The sequence below is a fragment of the Aquihabitans sp. G128 genome (genome assembly GCF_019048865.1).
In the GTDB taxonomy this organism is placed as follows: domain Bacteria; phylum Actinomycetota; class Acidimicrobiia; order Acidimicrobiales; family Iamiaceae; genus Aquihabitans.
The window spans coordinates 4,816,034-4,832,407 of sequence record NZ_CP077604.1; the positions used below are offsets into that span (position 1 = coordinate 4,816,034).

Consider the following 16,374-nt stretch of genomic DNA (forward strand, 5'->3'; position numbering starts at 1 on the left):
GCGGACACCTCGAAGCAGCACCCGGCGGGTAGACCGGACGACATGGCAGCGACGACCGCAGCGAAGACCCGGACCGAGCACGATTCCATGGGCGAGGTGCAGGTGCCCATCGAGGCCCTGTGGGGGGCGCAGACGCAGCGGGCCGTGCAGAACTTCCCGATCTCGGGGCGGCCGATCGACCGGCGGCTGATCCGGGCGCTCGGGCTGGTGAAGGCCGAGGCGGCGGCGGTGAACGCCGGCCGCAAGGACGTCCCGGCGGTGACGAAGCGCATCGCCACGGCCATCACCGCGGCGGCCGAGGCGGTGGCGGCGGGGGAGCACGACGACCAGTTCCCGGTCGACGTGTTCCAGACCGGGTCGGGCACGTCGTCGAACATGAACGCCAACGAGGTCATCGCCCACCTGGCCGAGGACCTGCTGGGGGAGGACGGCGCCGTCCACCCCAACGACCACGTGAACGCCAGCCAGTCGTCGAACGACGTGTTCCCGACGGCGATCCACCTGGCGGCCGTCGAAGGGATCCAGGTCGACCTCCTGCCCGCGCTCGACCACCTGGCCAAGGCGCTGCGCCGCAAGTCCCGCGAGTTCGCCAAGGTGGTGAAGGCCGGGCGCACCCACCTCATGGACGCGGTGCCGATCACGCTGGGCCAGGAGCTCGGCGCCTACGCCACCCAGATCGAGCACGCCCAGGAGCGCTTGGCCGAGGCCCTGCCCCGCCTCGGTGAGCTGCCCCTGGGCGGCACCGCGGTCGGCACCGGCATCAACGCCCCCCGGGGCTTCGGCGGCGCCGTCACCAAGCGGCTGGCCAAGCGCACCGACCTCCCGCTGACCGAGGCCCGCGACCACATCGCCGCCCAGGCGGCGCAGGACTCGCTGGTGGAGACCTCGGGTCAGCTGCGCGCTGCAGCGGTCGCCCTGGTGAAGATCGCCAACGACCTGCGGTGGATGGCGTCAGGGCCCCGCACCGGCCTGGCCGAGATCCACCTGCCGGACCTGCAGCCCGGCTCGTCGATCATGCCGGGCAAGGTGAACCCGGTCCTGTGCGAGGCGGTCACCCAGGTGGCGGCCCAGGTCATCGGCAACGACGCCGCCGTCGCCTTCGGCGGCAGCCAGGGCAACCTCGAGCTCAACGTCTACCTGCCGCTGATGGCCCGCAACCTGCTCGAGAGCATCGAGCTGCTGACCAACGTGAGCGTGCTCTTCGCCGACCGCTGCATCGACGGGATCACCGCGGACGAGGAGCGGTGCCGGGCCAACGCCGAGGCGTCCCCGTCGATCGCCACGTCGCTCAACCCGTACCTCGGCTACGAGCGCACGGCGGAGCTCATCAAGGAGAGCCTCACGACGGGCACGCCCATCCGCGACCTGGTGACCGCCACGGGCGAGCTGTCGCCGGACGAGCTCGACGCCGCGCTCGGCGCGCTGGCGCTGACCAAGGGCGGCATCACCCGCCAGGCCGCCAAGCCCAAGCCGACGAAGGCCCGGGCGGCGAAGGGCTGATCAGCCCTTGGCAGGGGCGCCGGCGAAGGGACCGGGGTCGCCGGCCTTCGGCAGCTTGGGGTGGCTCCAGGAGTTGACCTTGCCGACGAGGGCGCCGACGTGCTCCCACGCCTCCGGGTCCCAGCCCTCGGCCTGGCCGACGACGGCGAGGTCCTGGCGGATGTAGACGAGCGCCGGCGTGCGCTCCATCTCCAGCGCCTTGACCAGCTCGCGGTCCGGGTCGGCGAAGGTGAGGAACTCGTCGGCCCAGGGGCCGAGGAACTTCTTGGCGTCGGCCTCATCGGCGGTGACCGTCCAGGCCACGCGGCAGTCGGCGCCCTGGAAGTTGGCGAGCACGCGGCCGGCCGTCTCGAGGATCCACGCGCTCTCGTGCGTGTACGGGTCGAGCACCACGGTGAGCAGCTGGAAGGTGGTCAGCCACTCCTCGATGGTCCGGGTCTCCCCGCCGATGGCGGTGAGCTTCACGTCGTCTTTCACCAGGGTCACCACGGGCGCAGAAGCTAGTGCCTGACCGGCCCCCCTCCGGAATCCAGCGGGGGCTTCGGCGGGCGAGGTGCCCAGGGCTAGGTTCGGCCCCGGAACCAACCTGGAGGCACGCCCGTGTTCGCCCTCGTCCCCGTCGACACCTTCGGCTACAAGCTGATGCTGCTCCTGCACATCGTGACCATCGTGGTGGCCTTCGCGCCCGGGTTCGTGCTGCCGGGCCTCCGCCGCAAGGTGGCGGCCGAGGGCGACGGTGCGAGCCGGGCCTTCGCTGCGGCCGCGGCCGCCAACGACACCCGCATCCACGGCCCCGCCCTGGTGCTGGCCGGCCTGTTCGGGTTCGGCCTGGTGGGGATGAGCAAGAAGTTCTACGAGTTCAGCCAGCCGTGGATCTCGGTCGGCATGCTGCTCTGGTTCATCATGCTGGGCATGGTCTTCGCCGTGCTGCTGCCGGCCGAGAAGAAGGTCGCCGCCGGCGACGCCTCGGCCCAGAAGCTCGTCGGCATGGCCGGCGGCATCATCCACCTGCTGTTCCTGGTCCAGGTCATCGTCATGATCTGGAAGCCCGGCCTCTGACCCACGCTCACCCCGGACCCGCCCCACCCCGCAACTTGTGGGCGGAGAGCGCCGAAAACGGCAGCGTGGGCCCACAAGTTCACCGGAGGGCCGCCTCCACCCCGCAACTTGTGGGCCGAGGCCGCCGGAAACGGCAGCGTGGGCCCACAAGTTCACCGGAGGGACGCCCCCACCCTGCAACTTGTGGGCGGAGAGCGCCGAAAACGGCGGTGTGGGCCCACAAGTTCGAACGGGGTTGGGGGCTGGGGTCGGTAGGTTCAAGCGGGTGCATCCCATCGAACGGCTCCGGTACGTGGCCCGCGCCACGGGCGCGCCGCCCGACGACGTGTTCCGCGAGGCGTGTGCGGCCCTGGCCGGGTTCTCCGACGACCCCGGGTCGCTGGTCACCGCGTGCCGGCGGCTGATCGACCGCCACGCTGCCAACGGGCCCATCTGGTGGCTCTGCGCCCGGACCCTGGTGGCCGCCGACCCCGGCGACGAGGCGTGGCGCTGCCTCGACGACCTGGTGTCGGACCCCACGCTGGACGAACTGGTCCACGCCCTGCCCGACGACGCCCGCATCACCGTCGTGGGCTGGCCCGAGCGGGTGGCGGCCGCCCTCGCCCGGCGCGGCGACGTCGAGGTGCGGGTGGTCGACGTCGAGGGCGACGGTCCCGGCTTCGTGCGCCTGCTCGAGCGGTCCGACGTGCACGCCGTCGACGTGGCGGTCACCGGCCTGGCCGGCGCCGCCGCCGCCTCCGACCTCGTGGTGCTCGAGACCCTGGCCGTCGGGCCCGACGTCGCCCTCGTGGCGCCCGGCTCGTGGGCGGCGGCCGCCGTGGCCCGAGCCGCCGGCGTGCCGGTGTGGGCCGTCGCCGGCGCCGGGCGCCTGGTGCCCAGCGGCATGTGGCCGTCGCTCACCGGTCGCCTCGCCGGCGCCGCCACCGCCCCGTGGGGCCTCGACCACGACCTGCTCCCGCTCGACCTCGTCGACCAGCTCGTCGGCCCCGCCGGCCCGGAGGCCGTGGCCGCCGGCCTCCGCCGCCTCGACACCCCCGACGCCGCCGAGCTCCGCCGCTGACCCTCGGCCCCGCCGAGCCCGTCCTGCCGAGCCCACCATGTCCCCGACCGACGCCCCCGTCCCCGTCGCGCCCGACGCCGCCGACCTGCGCGAGCGGCTCGCATCGCTCGGGCGCCGGGACCAGCGCCGCCTCGGCGCGCTGCTCGACCGGGTGGGCCGCCCGCCCGGGGGCCGGGGCGGCGGCGCCAAGGCCCACCGGGGCCGCGGGCGCGGCCACCGCCCGGAGGTCGACCGCCAGCCGGTGACCCTGGAGCAGGTGGCGGCCGACGTGGCCACCGCCGAGGCCCGGGTGGCCAGCCGCCGCGCCGGCGTCCCGACGGTGACCTATCCCGACGGGCTGCCCATCAGCGAGCGCCGCCAGGACCTGCTCGACGCCATCGCCGCCAACCAGGTGGTGATCGTCGCGGGGGAGACCGGGTCGGGCAAGAGCACCCAGCTGCCGAAGCTGTGCCTGGAGCTCGGACGCGGCGTGCTCGGCCTCATCGGCCACACCCAGCCCCGTCGGGTGGCCGCTCGGACCATCGCCGAGCGGGTGGCCGAGGAGCTGGGGACCGACCTCGGCCAGGCCGTGGGCTACACGGTGCGCTTCACCGACCGCGTCGGTGACGGCACCTTCGTGAAGGTCATGACCGACGGCATCCTGCTGGCCGAGATCCAGCGGGACCGCCTGCTCGACCGGTACGACACGCTGATCATCGACGAGGCCCACGAGCGCAGCCTCAACATCGACTTCCTGCTCGGCTACCTCAAGCAGCTCCTGCCCCAGCGGCCGGACCTCAAGGTCATCATCACGTCGGCCACCATCGACACGGGCCGCTTCTCCGAGCACTTCGGCGACGCACCGATCATCGAGGTCTCGGGCCGCACGTTCCCGGTGGAGCTGCGCTACCGCCCCTACGGCGAGCGGGGGCTGGTCGACGAGGGCGACGACGTCATCGACGACGACCGGGACCAGGTGGAGGCCATCTCCGACGCGGTCGACGAGCTGGCCCGCGCCGGCCCCGGCGACGTGCTCGTGTTCCTGAGCGGCGAGCGTGAGATCCGCGACACCGCCGGCGCGCTGGCGAAGCGCAACCTCCGCGACACCGAGGTGCTGCCGCTCTACGCCCGGCTGTCGGCCGCCGAGCAGCACCGCATCTTCGAGCCGCACCGGGGCCGGCGGGTGGTGCTCGCCACCAACGTGGCCGAGACGTCGCTGACCGTCCCCGGCGTCCGCTACGTGGTCGATGCCGGCACCGCCCGCATCTCGCGCTACAGCCACCGCCTCAAGGTGCAGCGCCTCCCGATCGAGGCCGTGAGCCAGGCGTCGGCCAACCAGCGCGCCGGCCGCTGCGGTCGCGTGGCGCCGGGCATCTGCATCCGCCTCTACGCCGAGGAGGACTTCGACGGCCGCGACGAGTTCACCGACCCCGAGATCCAGCGGACCAACCTGGCGTCGGTCATCCTCCAGATGACGAACCTGGGCCTGGGCGACGTGGCGGCGTTCCCGTTCCTCGACCCGCCCGACAGCCGGGCCATCCGCGATGGCGTGCACCTGCTCGAGGAGCTGGGCGCCCTGCCCCCGGACCAGCCGGCCGACGAGCGGCGCCTGACCCCGACCGGTCGACGCCTGGCGCAGCTCCCCATCGACCCGCGCCTGGCCCGCATGGTGCTGGAGGCCCAGGAGCAGGGCTGCGTGCGCGAGGTGCTGATCATCGCCTCGGCCCTCTCGATCCAGGACCCACGGGAGCGGCCGACCGACAAGCAGCAGGCCGCCGACGAGCTCCACCGGCGCTTCACCGTGCCCGGCTCGGACTTCCTCGCCCTCGTGCGGCTCTGGGACCACCTGGCCGAGCGGCGCAAGGCGCTCTCGTCGAACCAGTTCCGCCGCGAGTGCCGGTCGGAGTTCCTGAACTTCCTCCGCATCCGCGAGTGGCAGGACCTGTACCGCCAGCTGGAGCAGGCGGCCCGCAAGCTGTCGATCACGCCGAGCGCCGGCGAGGTCGACGCCGAGCAGGTGCACCGGGCGCTGCTGGCCGGGCTGCTGTCGCAGATCGGCGTGAAGGACCCGGAGGGCCGGGAGTTCCGTGGGGCGCGCAACAGCCGCTTCCAGCTGGCCCACGGGTCCAGCCTGGCCAAGAAGCCGCCGCCCTGGGTGATGGCCGCCGAGCTGGTGGAGACCAACCGGCTGTGGGCCCGCACCGCAGCCGCCGTGCAGCCGGAGTGGGCCGAGGCCCTGGCGCCGCACCTGGTCAAGCGGTCCTACGGCGAGCCTCGGTGGGACGAGCGCTCGGGCCGCGCCGTCACCAACGAGCGCGTGACGCTCTACGGCCTGCCCCTCGTGGCGGCGCGCAAGGTCGGCTACGACCGCGTCGACGTCGACGAGGCGCGCGACCTGTTCCTCGACCACGCCCTGCAGCGGCGGGAGTGGTCGTCGCGCCACCCGTTCCTGGCCGCCAACGAGGCCTTCCTCGCGGAGGCCCGAGACCTCGGCGACCGGGTGCGCCGGGTCGACCTGTTCGACGACGACGTGCTGTTCCGGTTCTACGACCGACGGGTGGGCCTCGACGTCGTGTCGGGCCGCCACTTCGACCAGTGGTGGAAGCAGGCCCGACGGGACGACCCCGACCTCCTCACCCTCACCATGGACGACCTCACCGGCGACGGTCCGGCGTTCGACCCCGCCGACTACCCCGACACGTGGCGCCAGGGCGACCTCGAGCTGCCGGTCACCTACCGCTTCGCGCCCGGCGAGGACCTCGACGGCGTCACGGTCCACATCCCCATGGCCGTGCTCAACCGGGTGGAGCCGTGGGACTTCGACTGGCAGGTGCCGGGCTTCCGCCGCGAGCTGGCCGAGGCCCTGGTCCGCACCGCCCCCAAGGCGGTCCGACGGCTGCTCACGCCACTCGGCGAGACGGCCGAGCGGGCCGCCGACCAGCTCCGCTGGCAGGAGGTGCCCATCACCGAGGCCCTGGCCGCCGTCACCAGCGAGCTGGCCGGCGCCCGCGTCGAGGCGTCCGACCTCGATGCCCGGCGGGTCCTGCCGTACCTGCGCATCACCTTCGCCATCCACGACGGCGACACCGTGGTGGCCATCGGCAAGGACCTCGATGCCGTCCGGGACCTCGTCGGCGGTCGGGTGCGGGCGGCCATCGCCGACGCCATCGCCGACCAGGCCCCGGACATCGAGCGCACGGGCATCACCCGGTGGGACCTCGGCGACCTGCCGCGGGTGGTCCGCTCCACCATCGACGGCCACGTCGTGGAGGGCTACCCCGCCCTGCTCGACGCCGGGGACTCGGTGTCGATCAAGGTGTTCTCCAAGCCTGAGATCGCCGAGCGGATCATGGCCGTGGGCGTGCGCCGGCTCGTGCTGCTGGCGGTGCCGGTGGGCGTGAAGGGCCTCGAGCGCGAGGTGCCCAACACGGTGCGCCTCGCCCTCTCGGGCGTGCCCGAGCTCACCCTCGGCAAGCTGCTGCGCGACGCCATCACCGCCTCGGCCGACCGGGTCGTCGCCGACGCCGGTGGCGTGGCCTGGGACGAGGAGGCCTTCACCGCCCTGCTCGCCGCCGCCCGCTCCAAGCTCAAGGCGACCACCGCCAAGGCGCTCCGCGACGCCGGCGAGGTGGTGGTGGCGGCCGCCGCCGTCGAGGCCCAGCTCGACCGCCTCACCAGCCCGCTGTTGGACGCGTCGGTGGCCGACGCACGCGCCCAGCTGCGCCGCCTGGTCCGGCCCGGCTTCGTGACCTCCTGCGGCACCCACCGCCTCCCGGACGTCCTGCGCTACGTGCGCGGCATCGGCAAGCGGTTGGAGAAGGTGGCCGGGGAGCCCCGCCGGGACCAGGAGCGCATCCTCGAGGTGGCCGGCGTCGAGCGGTACTACCAGCAGCTGCTGACGGCGCTGCTGCCCAGCCAGGTGACCAAGCGGGTGGTCGACGCGGGCTGGCAGCTCGAGGAGCTGCGCGTGAGCGTCTTCGCCCAGTCGGTGGGCGTCAAGGGCCAGGTGAGCGCCAAGCGCGTGCGCCGCGAGATCGACCACCTCTTCGCCGGCGAGCTCGACTAGGCCGAGCCGGTCGCCGCCCGGGCGGCCCGTAAGGTGGGCGCGTGCCGGTGCGGGACCGGCTCGGTGCAACGGAAGGTCGTTCGGGTGGCTGAGAGCTCGGTCTGCGAAGGGTGCGGCACGGTCCTGCCCCTGCCCGACGCCGAGGGAGTGGTGCGGTGCCCGTCGTGCGGTCGGGTGGCCTGGACCCGGGACCCGCAGGATCCGTTCGGCCCGCAGGGCCCGCCGCCCACCCTGGCGCCGGACCCGGCGCCCTTCGCCACCTGGACGCCGGAGCCGGTCTTCCGCACGTCGACCACCACCACCACCCGCAAGGGCGCCTCCAGCGGGAGCCGCGTGGGGTGCCTGATCACGCTGGTGGTGCTGCTCGTCATCGGCGGCGCCACCTATGGCCTCATCGCCGGCATCAGCAAGGGCACCGGGCCCTTCCGCAGCCTCAAGCCGAACCAGCTGTACCCCAGCAGCGGCTCGTCGATCGTGGTGCCCGGCGAGGGCAGCAGCACCGACCTCGTCAAGATGGTCACCGACAACGGCGACGGCAGCCAGCGCAAGCTGGTCCGCGTGGTGATCGGGCCCGGCGGGGGCAAGGAGACCTGGAAGAGCCCGCCGCTGCCGAAGGACCTCTACACCGCCCAGCTGGCCATCGACGGCGACGACCTGTGGGTGGGCGGCGGCACCCACCTGATCCTGCTCTCGCTGGAGACCGGGGCCCAGCGCTGGCAGGCCACGCTCACCGACTCGCTCACCACCGGGTGCCCCGGGTGCTTCTCCGTGGTGGACGGGACCATGGTCCTGCGCACCGACGACGCTTACGTCACGGCGTTCGCCGCCGAGTCGAACGAGCCCCGTTGGAGCCGTCGGCTCCAGACCGCAGCGGGGAGCGTGACGGTGGCCGGCGAGGACGTCTACGTCATCGACGACCCGCCCACCGCGGCCGACCTCACGCAGGTCGTCCAGCTCGACCCCGCCAGCGGCAAGGTGGTGCGCACGTTCACCCCGAGCTGCGGGCCGAGCGACACGGTGCCGTTCCCGATCGAGCTGCACGGCGGCGACCCGATCCTGCGGGTGCCGAGCAGCACGGACCTGGTCACCTACTTCGGCTTCGGCTACGGCTGCGTCACCCGCATCGATGCCACCACCGGCAAGCAGCGGTGGAAGGTCGGGCTGGAGGAGGGCAACTTCGACCAGGAGGGGGCGGTGCTGAACTTCCAGCACCTCGTCTTCCCGCGATCGTCCGGCAGCCCGCTCCGCGTCGACCTGGCCACCGGCAAGGTGGCCGAGCTCGAGGCGCTGCCCGACGCCACCGCGAAGCCCCGTGCCATCGTGGGCACCACGCTGATCGCCGAGACCTCGAGCACCCGAGGCTCCACCAAGGGCGGGCTGGCGGCGTGGGACCTCACCACCGGCAAGCGGCTCTGGTCCGTGCGCCTGCCCGGCACCTCCGAACCCGTCTCCGACGGTCCGTACGCCTCGTCCGACGCCCTCTTCGACAGCACCCCGCGCACCCTGCTCGTCACCGGTGGCTCCACGGTGCGGCTCGTGACCTTCACCGGCTCGGACCGCTCCATCAAGGTGCAGGCCGTCGACGTCGCCACCGGTGACCTGGGAGCGCCGAAGGTGGGCACGCTGCGCAGCCGCTACGACACGGGGGGCACCCCGTCGATCTCCATCGAGTCGGTCAGCCCGGACCGCCTGGTGATCGGGGTCGACTCCATCGTCGAGGTGCTGGACCTCACCGACGCCAGCGATGCGAGCTGGCCGCCGAAGAACTGAGTGGGCGACAGCGGCGAGGAACGTCGTCCCGGCTCGGTGGGTAGCTTCGGGGCCATGGGTGAACTCGTCGACTTCCCGAGCAACGGCCACGGCGCCAGCGGCTACCTGGCGCTTCCCGAGAGCGGGTCGGGCCCCGGCCTGATCGTGATCCAGGAGTGGTGGGGCCTGGTGCCCCACATCGAGGACCTGTGCGACCGGTTCGCCGCCGAGGGCTTCGTGGCCCTGGCCCCGGACCTGTTCCACGGCGAGAGCACCACCGAGCCCGACGAGGCCGGCAAGCTGATGATGGCCCTGAACCTCAGCCGCGCCGTGCAGGACATGAGCGGGGCGGTCGACTTCCTGCTCGGCCACGACGCCGTCACCGGCGGCAAGCTCGGCATCACCGGCTTCTGCATGGGCGGCGGGCTCACCCTGGTGGCGGCCTGCGAGCTGCCCGACAAGTTCGGTGCCGTGGTGCCCTGGTACGGCCTCATCCCGTGGCCCGACGCCCAGCCCGACTGGTCGAAGATCCAGGCGCCGGTCGAGGGCCACTACGCCGGCAAGGACGGCTTCTTCACCCCAGAGGCGGCCCGGGAGCTGGAATCCACGCTGCGCGGCGTGGGCGCGTCGGCCACCTTGTACGTGTATGACGACGCCGACCACGCCTTCTTCAACGACACCCGGCCCGAGGTCTACGACCCCGAGGCGGCCGCCACCGCCTGGCAGCGCACGCTCGACTTCCTGCACACCCGCCTGGGCTGAGGCCCGGGGGCGGTCCGGGAGCGCAGCGTGAGCGGCGGGCGGTGGGAGCGGTTCCAGGACCGGCGCGAGGACCGCGCCACCGAGCGCCTCGGCGATGCCCGACAGGCGTCGTGGAAGGGCATCGTCGGCCTCGTGCTCGCCCTCGTCGTGGTGGTCGCCCTCATCATCTTCGCCTTCTCCTACGTCAAGAACGACGCCGTCGAGCACGACCGCCGCAACGAGCCCTCCCCGTGCACGGCGCCCCCGCCGGGCCCGCCGTGCCGACAGGTACCGTGACCCGATGCCCGTCGCCGAGCTCGATCCGGTCACCCGCTACCTCGAGGTCGGCCTGCGGCTCGGCCGCCACCTCGACGGCCTGGTCGACGCCTACTTCGGGCCGGAGGACCTGAAGGCCCGGGTCGAGGGCGAGCCCCAGCGGGCGCTGCCCGCGCTGGTGGGCGACGTGCGGGCCCTGGTGGCCGACCTCGACGCCGGCGACGGGGACCTCGACCCCACCCGCCGCCGCTGGCTGCGGGCCCAGGCGGCCGGGTTGCACACCGCAGCGCGGAAGCTGGCCGGCGAGGACGTGGCGTTCCTGGACGAGGTGGAGCAGTGCTACGGCGTGCGCCCCTCGGCGGTGCCGCACGACGTGCTGGCCGAGGCGCACCACCGCCTGGACGGCGCCCTGCCCGGGTCCGGTCCGCTGGCCGAGCGCTACGACGCCTGGCGCACCAGCCACGTCATGTCCCGCGAGCAGCTGACCGCCGCGGTCCACACCGTCGCCGAGGCGTTCCGCGAGCGCACGGAGGCGGCCTTCGGCCTGCCGGAGGGCGAGCACATCGAGTTCGAGCTGGTCTCCGACGAGCCGTGGTCGGGGTTCAACTACTACGAGGGCGGGCTGCGCAGCCGGGTGGCCATCAACACCGACCTGCCCGTCTCGTCCACCGCCATCGGCCACCTGATCGCCCACGAGGCCTATCCCGGGCACCACACCGAGCACTGCCGCAAGGAGGTCGGCCTGGTGCGCCGCCGCCAGCAGCTGGAGGAGGCGATCTTCCTGGTGGGCACGCCGCAGTGCCTGCTGGCCGAGGGCCTCGCCGACCTCGCCATCGAGGCGCTGCTCGGGCCGGACCACGAGCCGGCGATGGCCGAGATCCTGCACCCGCTCGGCATCCGCTACGACACCGAGGTGGTGGCGGCCGTCTCCGCCGCCGGCGAGGCGCTCTCGGCCGTGCGGGGCAACGCCGCGCTGCTGCTGCACGACCAGGGCCGGTCGGAGGACGACGCAGTGGCCGAGCTCGAGCGCTGGGGCCTCCTGTCGCACGAGCGAGCGGTGAAGTCCATCGCCTTCCTGACCCACCCCACGTGGCGGTCCTACATCTTCTGCTACGTCGACGGCCTGCCCCTGTGCCGGTCGTTCGTGGGGGGGCGACCCGGCCCGCTTCGAGCGGCTGCTCACCGAGCAGTTCGTGCCCGCCGACCTCGTCCCCGCCTGAGGTCGGCGTTCCTCACCTGAACGGGTGTCCAGCCTCTGGCGTAGGCTCGGCCACTTGGGTTTCGACCCGTCGGCGGGCATGATGGGGGCAAGGATCCGAGTGAACGCTCGGATACTCGGACGAGGGCATGGAAGGCAAGGTGGCCGCTGATGGCTGCGTATCCGTACAAGGACCGGTTCCCGGTCAACCGCACGCTGCCCGAGAAGGGGCGGCCGCGAGACGAGGTGCTCGCCGAGATGCGGAGCCTCGCCGTCGAGGAGGACGTCGCCTGGGAGGGCGGCAAGGTCTCCGGGACCATGTACTGCGGCGACCACGACCACTACTCGTTCATGAACGACGTGTTCGGCCTCTACGCCCACGTCAACATCCTCCAGCGCGACATCTGCCCCAGCGCCACGCGCTACGAGGGCGAGGTCATCGCCATGGCGCTCGACCTGTTCCACGCCGACGCCGTCACCGACACCGAGCCCGTGGGCCTGGTCACCAGCGGCGGCACCGGCTCGATCACCCACGCCATCCTGGCCTTCCGCGAGGTCGCCCGGAACGAGCGGGGCGTCACCAAGCCCAACTTCATCAAGCCCGAGACCGGCCACCCCGCCTTCGACAAGGCCTGCCACCTCTTCGGCATCGAGCTGCGCCAGGCCCCGGTCGACCCCGTCACCACCCAGGTCGACGTGCAATGGGTCCGCGACCACATCGACGACCAGACCATCGGCTTCATGGGCTCGGCCTGCAACTACGGCTACGGCACCATCGACCCCATCCAGGAGCTCTCCGACCTCGCCCTCGAGACCGGCCTGCCCCTGCACGTCGACGGCTGCCTCGGCGGGTTCATCCTCCCCTTCGGCGAGGAGCTCGGCTTCGGCATCCCGGTGTTCGACTTCCGCCTGCCCGGCGTCACCTCGATCTCCGCCGACACCCACAAGTACGGCTACGCCTTCAAGGGCACCAGCACCGTGCTGTTCCGGGACAAGAAGTGGCGCAACTCGCAGTACTTCTTCCTCACCGAGTGGAGCGGCGGCAAGTACTGCTCGCCCGGCATGGACGGCTCCCGCTCCGGCGGCCTCCTCGCCGCCACCTGGGCCTCCATGGTCCAGCTGGGCCGAGAGGGCTACCGCGGCTACGCCCAGAAGATCTTCGAGACCTCCCTCGCCATGCAGGAGGCCGTGAAGAGCCACCCCGAGCTCAAGCTGGTGGGCAGCCCGTCGTTCCTCTTCAGCTTCACCAGCGACGAGTTCGACGTGTACCACGTCAACGACTTCATGCGCCCGAAGGGCTGGCGCTTCAACGGCCAGCAGTACCCCAACGGCCTGCACATGGCCGTCACCCGCCCGCAGACCCAGCCGGGCGTGGTCGAGGCGTTCGCCAACGACCTCGCTGCCGCCGTCGAGTACGCCAAGGAGAAGGGCCACGAGCCCGCCGCCTCCGGCGCCATCTACGGCGGCGTCGCCGGCGGCATGACCGACGAGGCCGACTCCTTCATCAAGATGGTCATGTCCGACATGCTCGACGAGCAGCAGGCACTGCCGCCGGAGGCGTAGCTTCGGGCTCACTCGCTCGCTGCGCTCGCTCCGTTCCCCCGAGTTTCCTGGTTGACGGGCTGACGCCCGGCGCCTTGCGCAACGACGGCGGCGGAGCCGCCGTCGTTGGTCGTGGGGGGGCTCCGCAAGCTCCGCCCCCCCACACCCCCCGGGCTCGTGATGTCTCGTCACTCGTTCGCTGGCGCTCACTCCGTTCCTCGAGCTTCCTGGTTGACGGGCTGACGCCCGGCGCCTTGCGCAACGACGGCGGCGGAGCCGCCGTCGTTGGTCGTGGGGGGGGGCTCCGCAAGCTCCGCCCCCCCACACCCCCCCGGGCTCGCTTCGCTCGGGAACCCCCAACCCCAACCCGGACCCCGGACCCCGAACCCACACCCCCGGGTCGGTCGCGCATGCGGTCGGTGGGCGGGCTGTGGCAGGGTCGGGGGGATGGGGAACGATGGGGAGCTGCTCGGGTTGTCGGGGGCGATCGTGGATGCGTGGTCGGCTCCCGGGGGGCCGCCCGCCGGGGCGCCGGAGGGGCCGACGAACCGGGTCACCAACGAGCTGAGCGAGCTGGCCGACGGCATCGCCGTGGTGGAGAGCTTCTCGCACGTGGTGGCGTTCCGGACCGACGAGGGCCTGGTGCTGTTCGACGCGTCGAGCGCCTTCACCGGCCGGGGCGTGACCGCCTCGCTGCGGGCGTGGAGCGACGAGCCCGTCCACTCGCTCGTGTACACCCACGGCCACGTCGACCACGTGGGCGGCAGCGGCGCCCTGCTGGCCGACGGCGCGGCCCGGGGCCACGCGGCACCGCACGTCGTCGGCCACGAGAACGTGGCGGCGCGCTTCGACCGCTACCGCGAGACCAACGGCTGGAACCTCGCGATCAACGCCCGGCAGTTCGGCCCCGGCTTCGGGGGCGGCGCCGGAGCCAGCGGCCGGGCCCGTCCGTTCCTGCCCGACGACGCCGCCGAGGTCACCGAGGCGTACCGCGACGACCTCGACCTCTCGGTCGGCGGCCTCGACCTGGAGCTGCACCACGCCCGCGGCGAGACCGACGACCACACGTGGGCCTGGATCCCCGCCCACCGGGCGGTGGCCGTGGGCGACTTCGTGGCCTGGGTGTTCCCGAACGCCGGCAACCCGCAGAAGGTCCAGCGCTACCCGGGCGAGTGGGCGGCGGCGCTGCGCGAGATGATCGCCAAGGAGCCCGAGCTGCTGCTGCCGGCCCACGGCCTCCCCGTCGCGGGCAGGGAGCGGGTGGCCACCGTCCTGGGCGACCTCGCCACCGCGCTGGAGCGGTTGGTGGCCGACGTGGTGGGCGCCATGAACCAGGGCGCCACGCTCGACGAGATCGTCCACTCGGTGCGGGTGGCCGACGACCTCCTGCACCGGCCGTGGCTGCGACCCGTCTACGACGAGCCCGAGTTCGTGGTCCGCAACATCTGGCGGCTCTACGGCGGCTGGTGGGACGGCGATCCCGCCGAGCTGAAGCCGGCCCAGGCCGACGTGCTGGCCGTCGAGCTGGCCGACCTGGCCGGTGGCGCCCACCGCCTGGCCGCTCGGGCCGAGCAGCTCTCCGAGAGCGGCGACCACCGCCTGGCCTGCCACCTGGTGGAGCTCGCCACCCGGGCCACCGACGACGACGGCCTGTGGCGGCTCCGCGCCCGCCTCTACCGAGCGCGGGCCGAGGCCGAGACCTCGCTCATGGCCAAGGGCGTCTTCAACGAGACCGCCCGAGCCAGCGACGACCGCGCCGAGGACTGAACCACCGCCGCCGACCACCGGATCCTCCGGCCGGAGACGCTCGGGAGGCCACGTAGGGTCGGGATCCCATGTCGAGCCGCCACAGCCTCTGGTTCTCCTTCTTCCTCCGCCGCACCTGGGCGGTCCGGGCCGCCGCGGTCCTCGTGCTCCTGCTGCCGATCCCCATGTGGCTGTCGCGCCACCAGGACGCGCAGGACCGGGAGGGGCGCGAGACCCGGACCGTGCGGGTCGACCGGGTGGTGGAGCAGGGCAACGACGACCTCGTCTCGGGTCGCGTGGAGGACGAGCTGATCTCGTTCAGCCGCCCGGGCAAGACGGCAGTGGGGGACCGGGTCGAGGTCTACCGCGCCGACGGGCAGTGGCGCACGGTCGACCAGGCGCCGCTGTGGGTGCCGATCGCCGCCACCGCCCTGTGCTGGGTGTTCGCCGGGTCGGCGCTGGCCTTCTACCCCGGGTTGGCCCGACGGCGGGGCTGGGCCCGGTCCTGAGATCGACCGACCGCCGGTAGGTTTCGTCCGATGGCCGACGCCCCCGACCTCGCCCGAGCCGCTGGTGACGAGGTGCTCGATCGGCTGGTGCCGGTGGGCGACGGCGGGGCCGAGGCGACGGCGGTCATCCGCGAGGGCGCCGCGCTCGTGCTGCGGCGCGGTCCCGTGCTGGTGCGGGTGCGGCCCGCCGCCCACGCCGAGGTCGCCCACCGGGAGGTCGCCCTGGCCCAGGCGCTGGCTGCCGCCGAGGTGCCGGTCACCGCGCTCGTCGAGGCCGCCGAGCAGCCGTGGGTGGTGGGGGACCAGGTCGTCACCGCCTGGCGCTGGAGCGAAGGCGGAGCTCCGGTCAGCGACGCCGACCTCGGGGCGCTCGCGGCGGCGCTGCGGGACCGCACGGCCGCGGTGGCGAGCACCATCGCGCCCTTCGACCCGATCGAGTCCGTCCTGCTCGCGGTGGCCGACCACCCGGCCCACGACGACGAGGCCGCCTTCGTGCGCGACCGGGCGGCGGCGCTGGCCGGCCGGTGGTCCGACGCCGCTTCCGAGGCCGGCCGCCTGGTGGTGGTCCACGGCGACCTGCACCGCGACAACGTCGTGGCGGGACCACGCGGCCCGCTGCTGACCGACCTGGAGCTGAGCGGGTCCGGCCCGGCCGGCTACGACGTCGCCCGCGCCGTCGTGGCCGTCGAGCGCTACGGCGATCCGGTGTCGTCGCTCGGCGCGTTCCTGGCCGCCTACGGCGAGGACCCTCGGGGGTCGGCCGCGTTCGCCACCTTCGTCGACGCCTACGAGCTGTGGGTGACGGCGTGGGCCGTCGGCGTCCGCGGGCAGGACCCGTCCTGGGCCGCCGAGGCCGCCCGGCGGGTGGCCACCCTGCGCGACGGGGCCGACGAGACCTGGACGCTGCGCTAGCGAGATCACCGGGGCGATGGCGTCGCTGTGGCAGCCT

General features: G+C 73.3%; 13 protein-coding genes. 12 read left to right on the forward strand and 1 reads right to left on the reverse strand.

Annotated elements, in window-relative coordinates:
- Window positions 1-42 precede the first annotated feature (42 nt).
- On the forward strand, window positions 43-1,500 hold the full coding sequence (locus tag KSP35_RS23190; RefSeq protein ID WP_216998128.1) for an aspartate ammonia-lyase: 1,458 nt from the start codon (window positions 43-45) through the stop codon (window positions 1,498-1,500).
- On the opposite strand, the gene KSP35_RS23195 is transcribed toward KSP35_RS23190, so the two are convergent.
- Window positions 1,501-1,989: a hypothetical protein gene (locus tag KSP35_RS23195; RefSeq protein WP_216998129.1), complete on the reverse strand. Its 489-nt coding sequence runs from the start codon at window positions 1,987-1,989 to the stop codon at window positions 1,501-1,503.
- 111 nt (window positions 1,990-2,100) lie between these two features.
- Between KSP35_RS23195 and KSP35_RS23200 the strand changes: the two genes are divergently transcribed.
- The 11 genes from KSP35_RS23200 (at window position 2,101) to KSP35_RS23250 (ending at window position 16,337) form a co-directional block, all read left to right on the forward strand.
- Window positions 2,101-2,559 carry a hypothetical protein gene (locus tag KSP35_RS23200; protein ID WP_216998130.1) on the forward strand — a complete coding sequence of 153 codons (459 nt, stop codon included), beginning with the start codon at window positions 2,101-2,103 and terminating at the stop codon, window positions 2,557-2,559.
- Window positions 2,560-2,824: 265 nt separating this feature from the next.
- Complete coding sequence (locus KSP35_RS23205; RefSeq protein ID WP_216998131.1) at window positions 2,825-3,619, forward strand: hypothetical protein; 795 nt, start codon at window positions 2,825-2,827, stop codon at window positions 3,617-3,619.
- A 37-nt stretch (window positions 3,620-3,656) separates the two neighbouring features.
- A complete protein-coding gene (gene hrpA, locus KSP35_RS23210) occupies window positions 3,657-7,664 on the forward strand; it encodes an ATP-dependent RNA helicase HrpA (protein ID WP_216998132.1) in 4,008 nt (1,335 codons plus the stop codon).
- A gap of 84 nt (window positions 7,665-7,748) precedes the next feature.
- Window positions 7,749-9,434: a PQQ-binding-like beta-propeller repeat protein gene (locus KSP35_RS23215; protein ID WP_216998133.1), complete on the forward strand. Its 1,686-nt coding sequence runs from the start codon at window positions 7,749-7,751 to the stop codon at window positions 9,432-9,434.
- 54 nt (window positions 9,435-9,488) lie between these two features.
- Entirely contained in the window at window positions 9,489-10,175 is a 687-nt protein-coding gene (locus KSP35_RS23220; RefSeq protein ID WP_216998134.1) for a dienelactone hydrolase family protein, read from the forward strand.
- A gap of 27 nt (window positions 10,176-10,202) precedes the next feature.
- Window positions 10,203-10,451: a hypothetical protein gene (locus KSP35_RS23225; protein WP_216998135.1), complete on the forward strand. Its 249-nt coding sequence runs from the start codon at window positions 10,203-10,205 to the stop codon at window positions 10,449-10,451.
- Between the two features lie 4 nt (window positions 10,452-10,455).
- Window positions 10,456-11,670, forward strand: coding sequence for a hypothetical protein (locus tag KSP35_RS25335; protein WP_216998136.1), 1,215 nt, complete (start codon window positions 10,456-10,458; stop codon window positions 11,668-11,670).
- Between the two features lie 129 nt (window positions 11,671-11,799).
- Window positions 11,800-13,191: an aspartate aminotransferase family protein gene (locus KSP35_RS23235; RefSeq protein ID WP_216998137.1), complete on the forward strand. Its 1,392-nt coding sequence runs from the start codon at window positions 11,800-11,802 to the stop codon at window positions 13,189-13,191.
- A 426-nt stretch (window positions 13,192-13,617) separates the two neighbouring features.
- The gene (locus KSP35_RS23240; RefSeq protein WP_216998138.1) at window positions 13,618-14,937 is read left to right on the forward strand and encodes an alkyl sulfatase dimerization domain-containing protein; all 1,320 of its coding nucleotides are present in this window, start codon (window positions 13,618-13,620) and stop codon (window positions 14,935-14,937) included.
- A 68-nt stretch (window positions 14,938-15,005) separates the two neighbouring features.
- Window positions 15,006-15,425 (forward strand): hypothetical protein, encoded by a 420-nt coding sequence (locus tag KSP35_RS23245; RefSeq protein WP_216998139.1) that lies wholly within the window; start codon window positions 15,006-15,008, stop codon window positions 15,423-15,425.
- 30 nt (window positions 15,426-15,455) lie between these two features.
- Window positions 15,456-16,337 (forward strand): phosphotransferase, encoded by an 882-nt coding sequence (locus tag KSP35_RS23250; protein ID WP_216998140.1) that lies wholly within the window; start codon window positions 15,456-15,458, stop codon window positions 16,335-16,337.
- The last annotated feature ends 37 nt before the right edge of the window (window positions 16,338-16,374 follow it).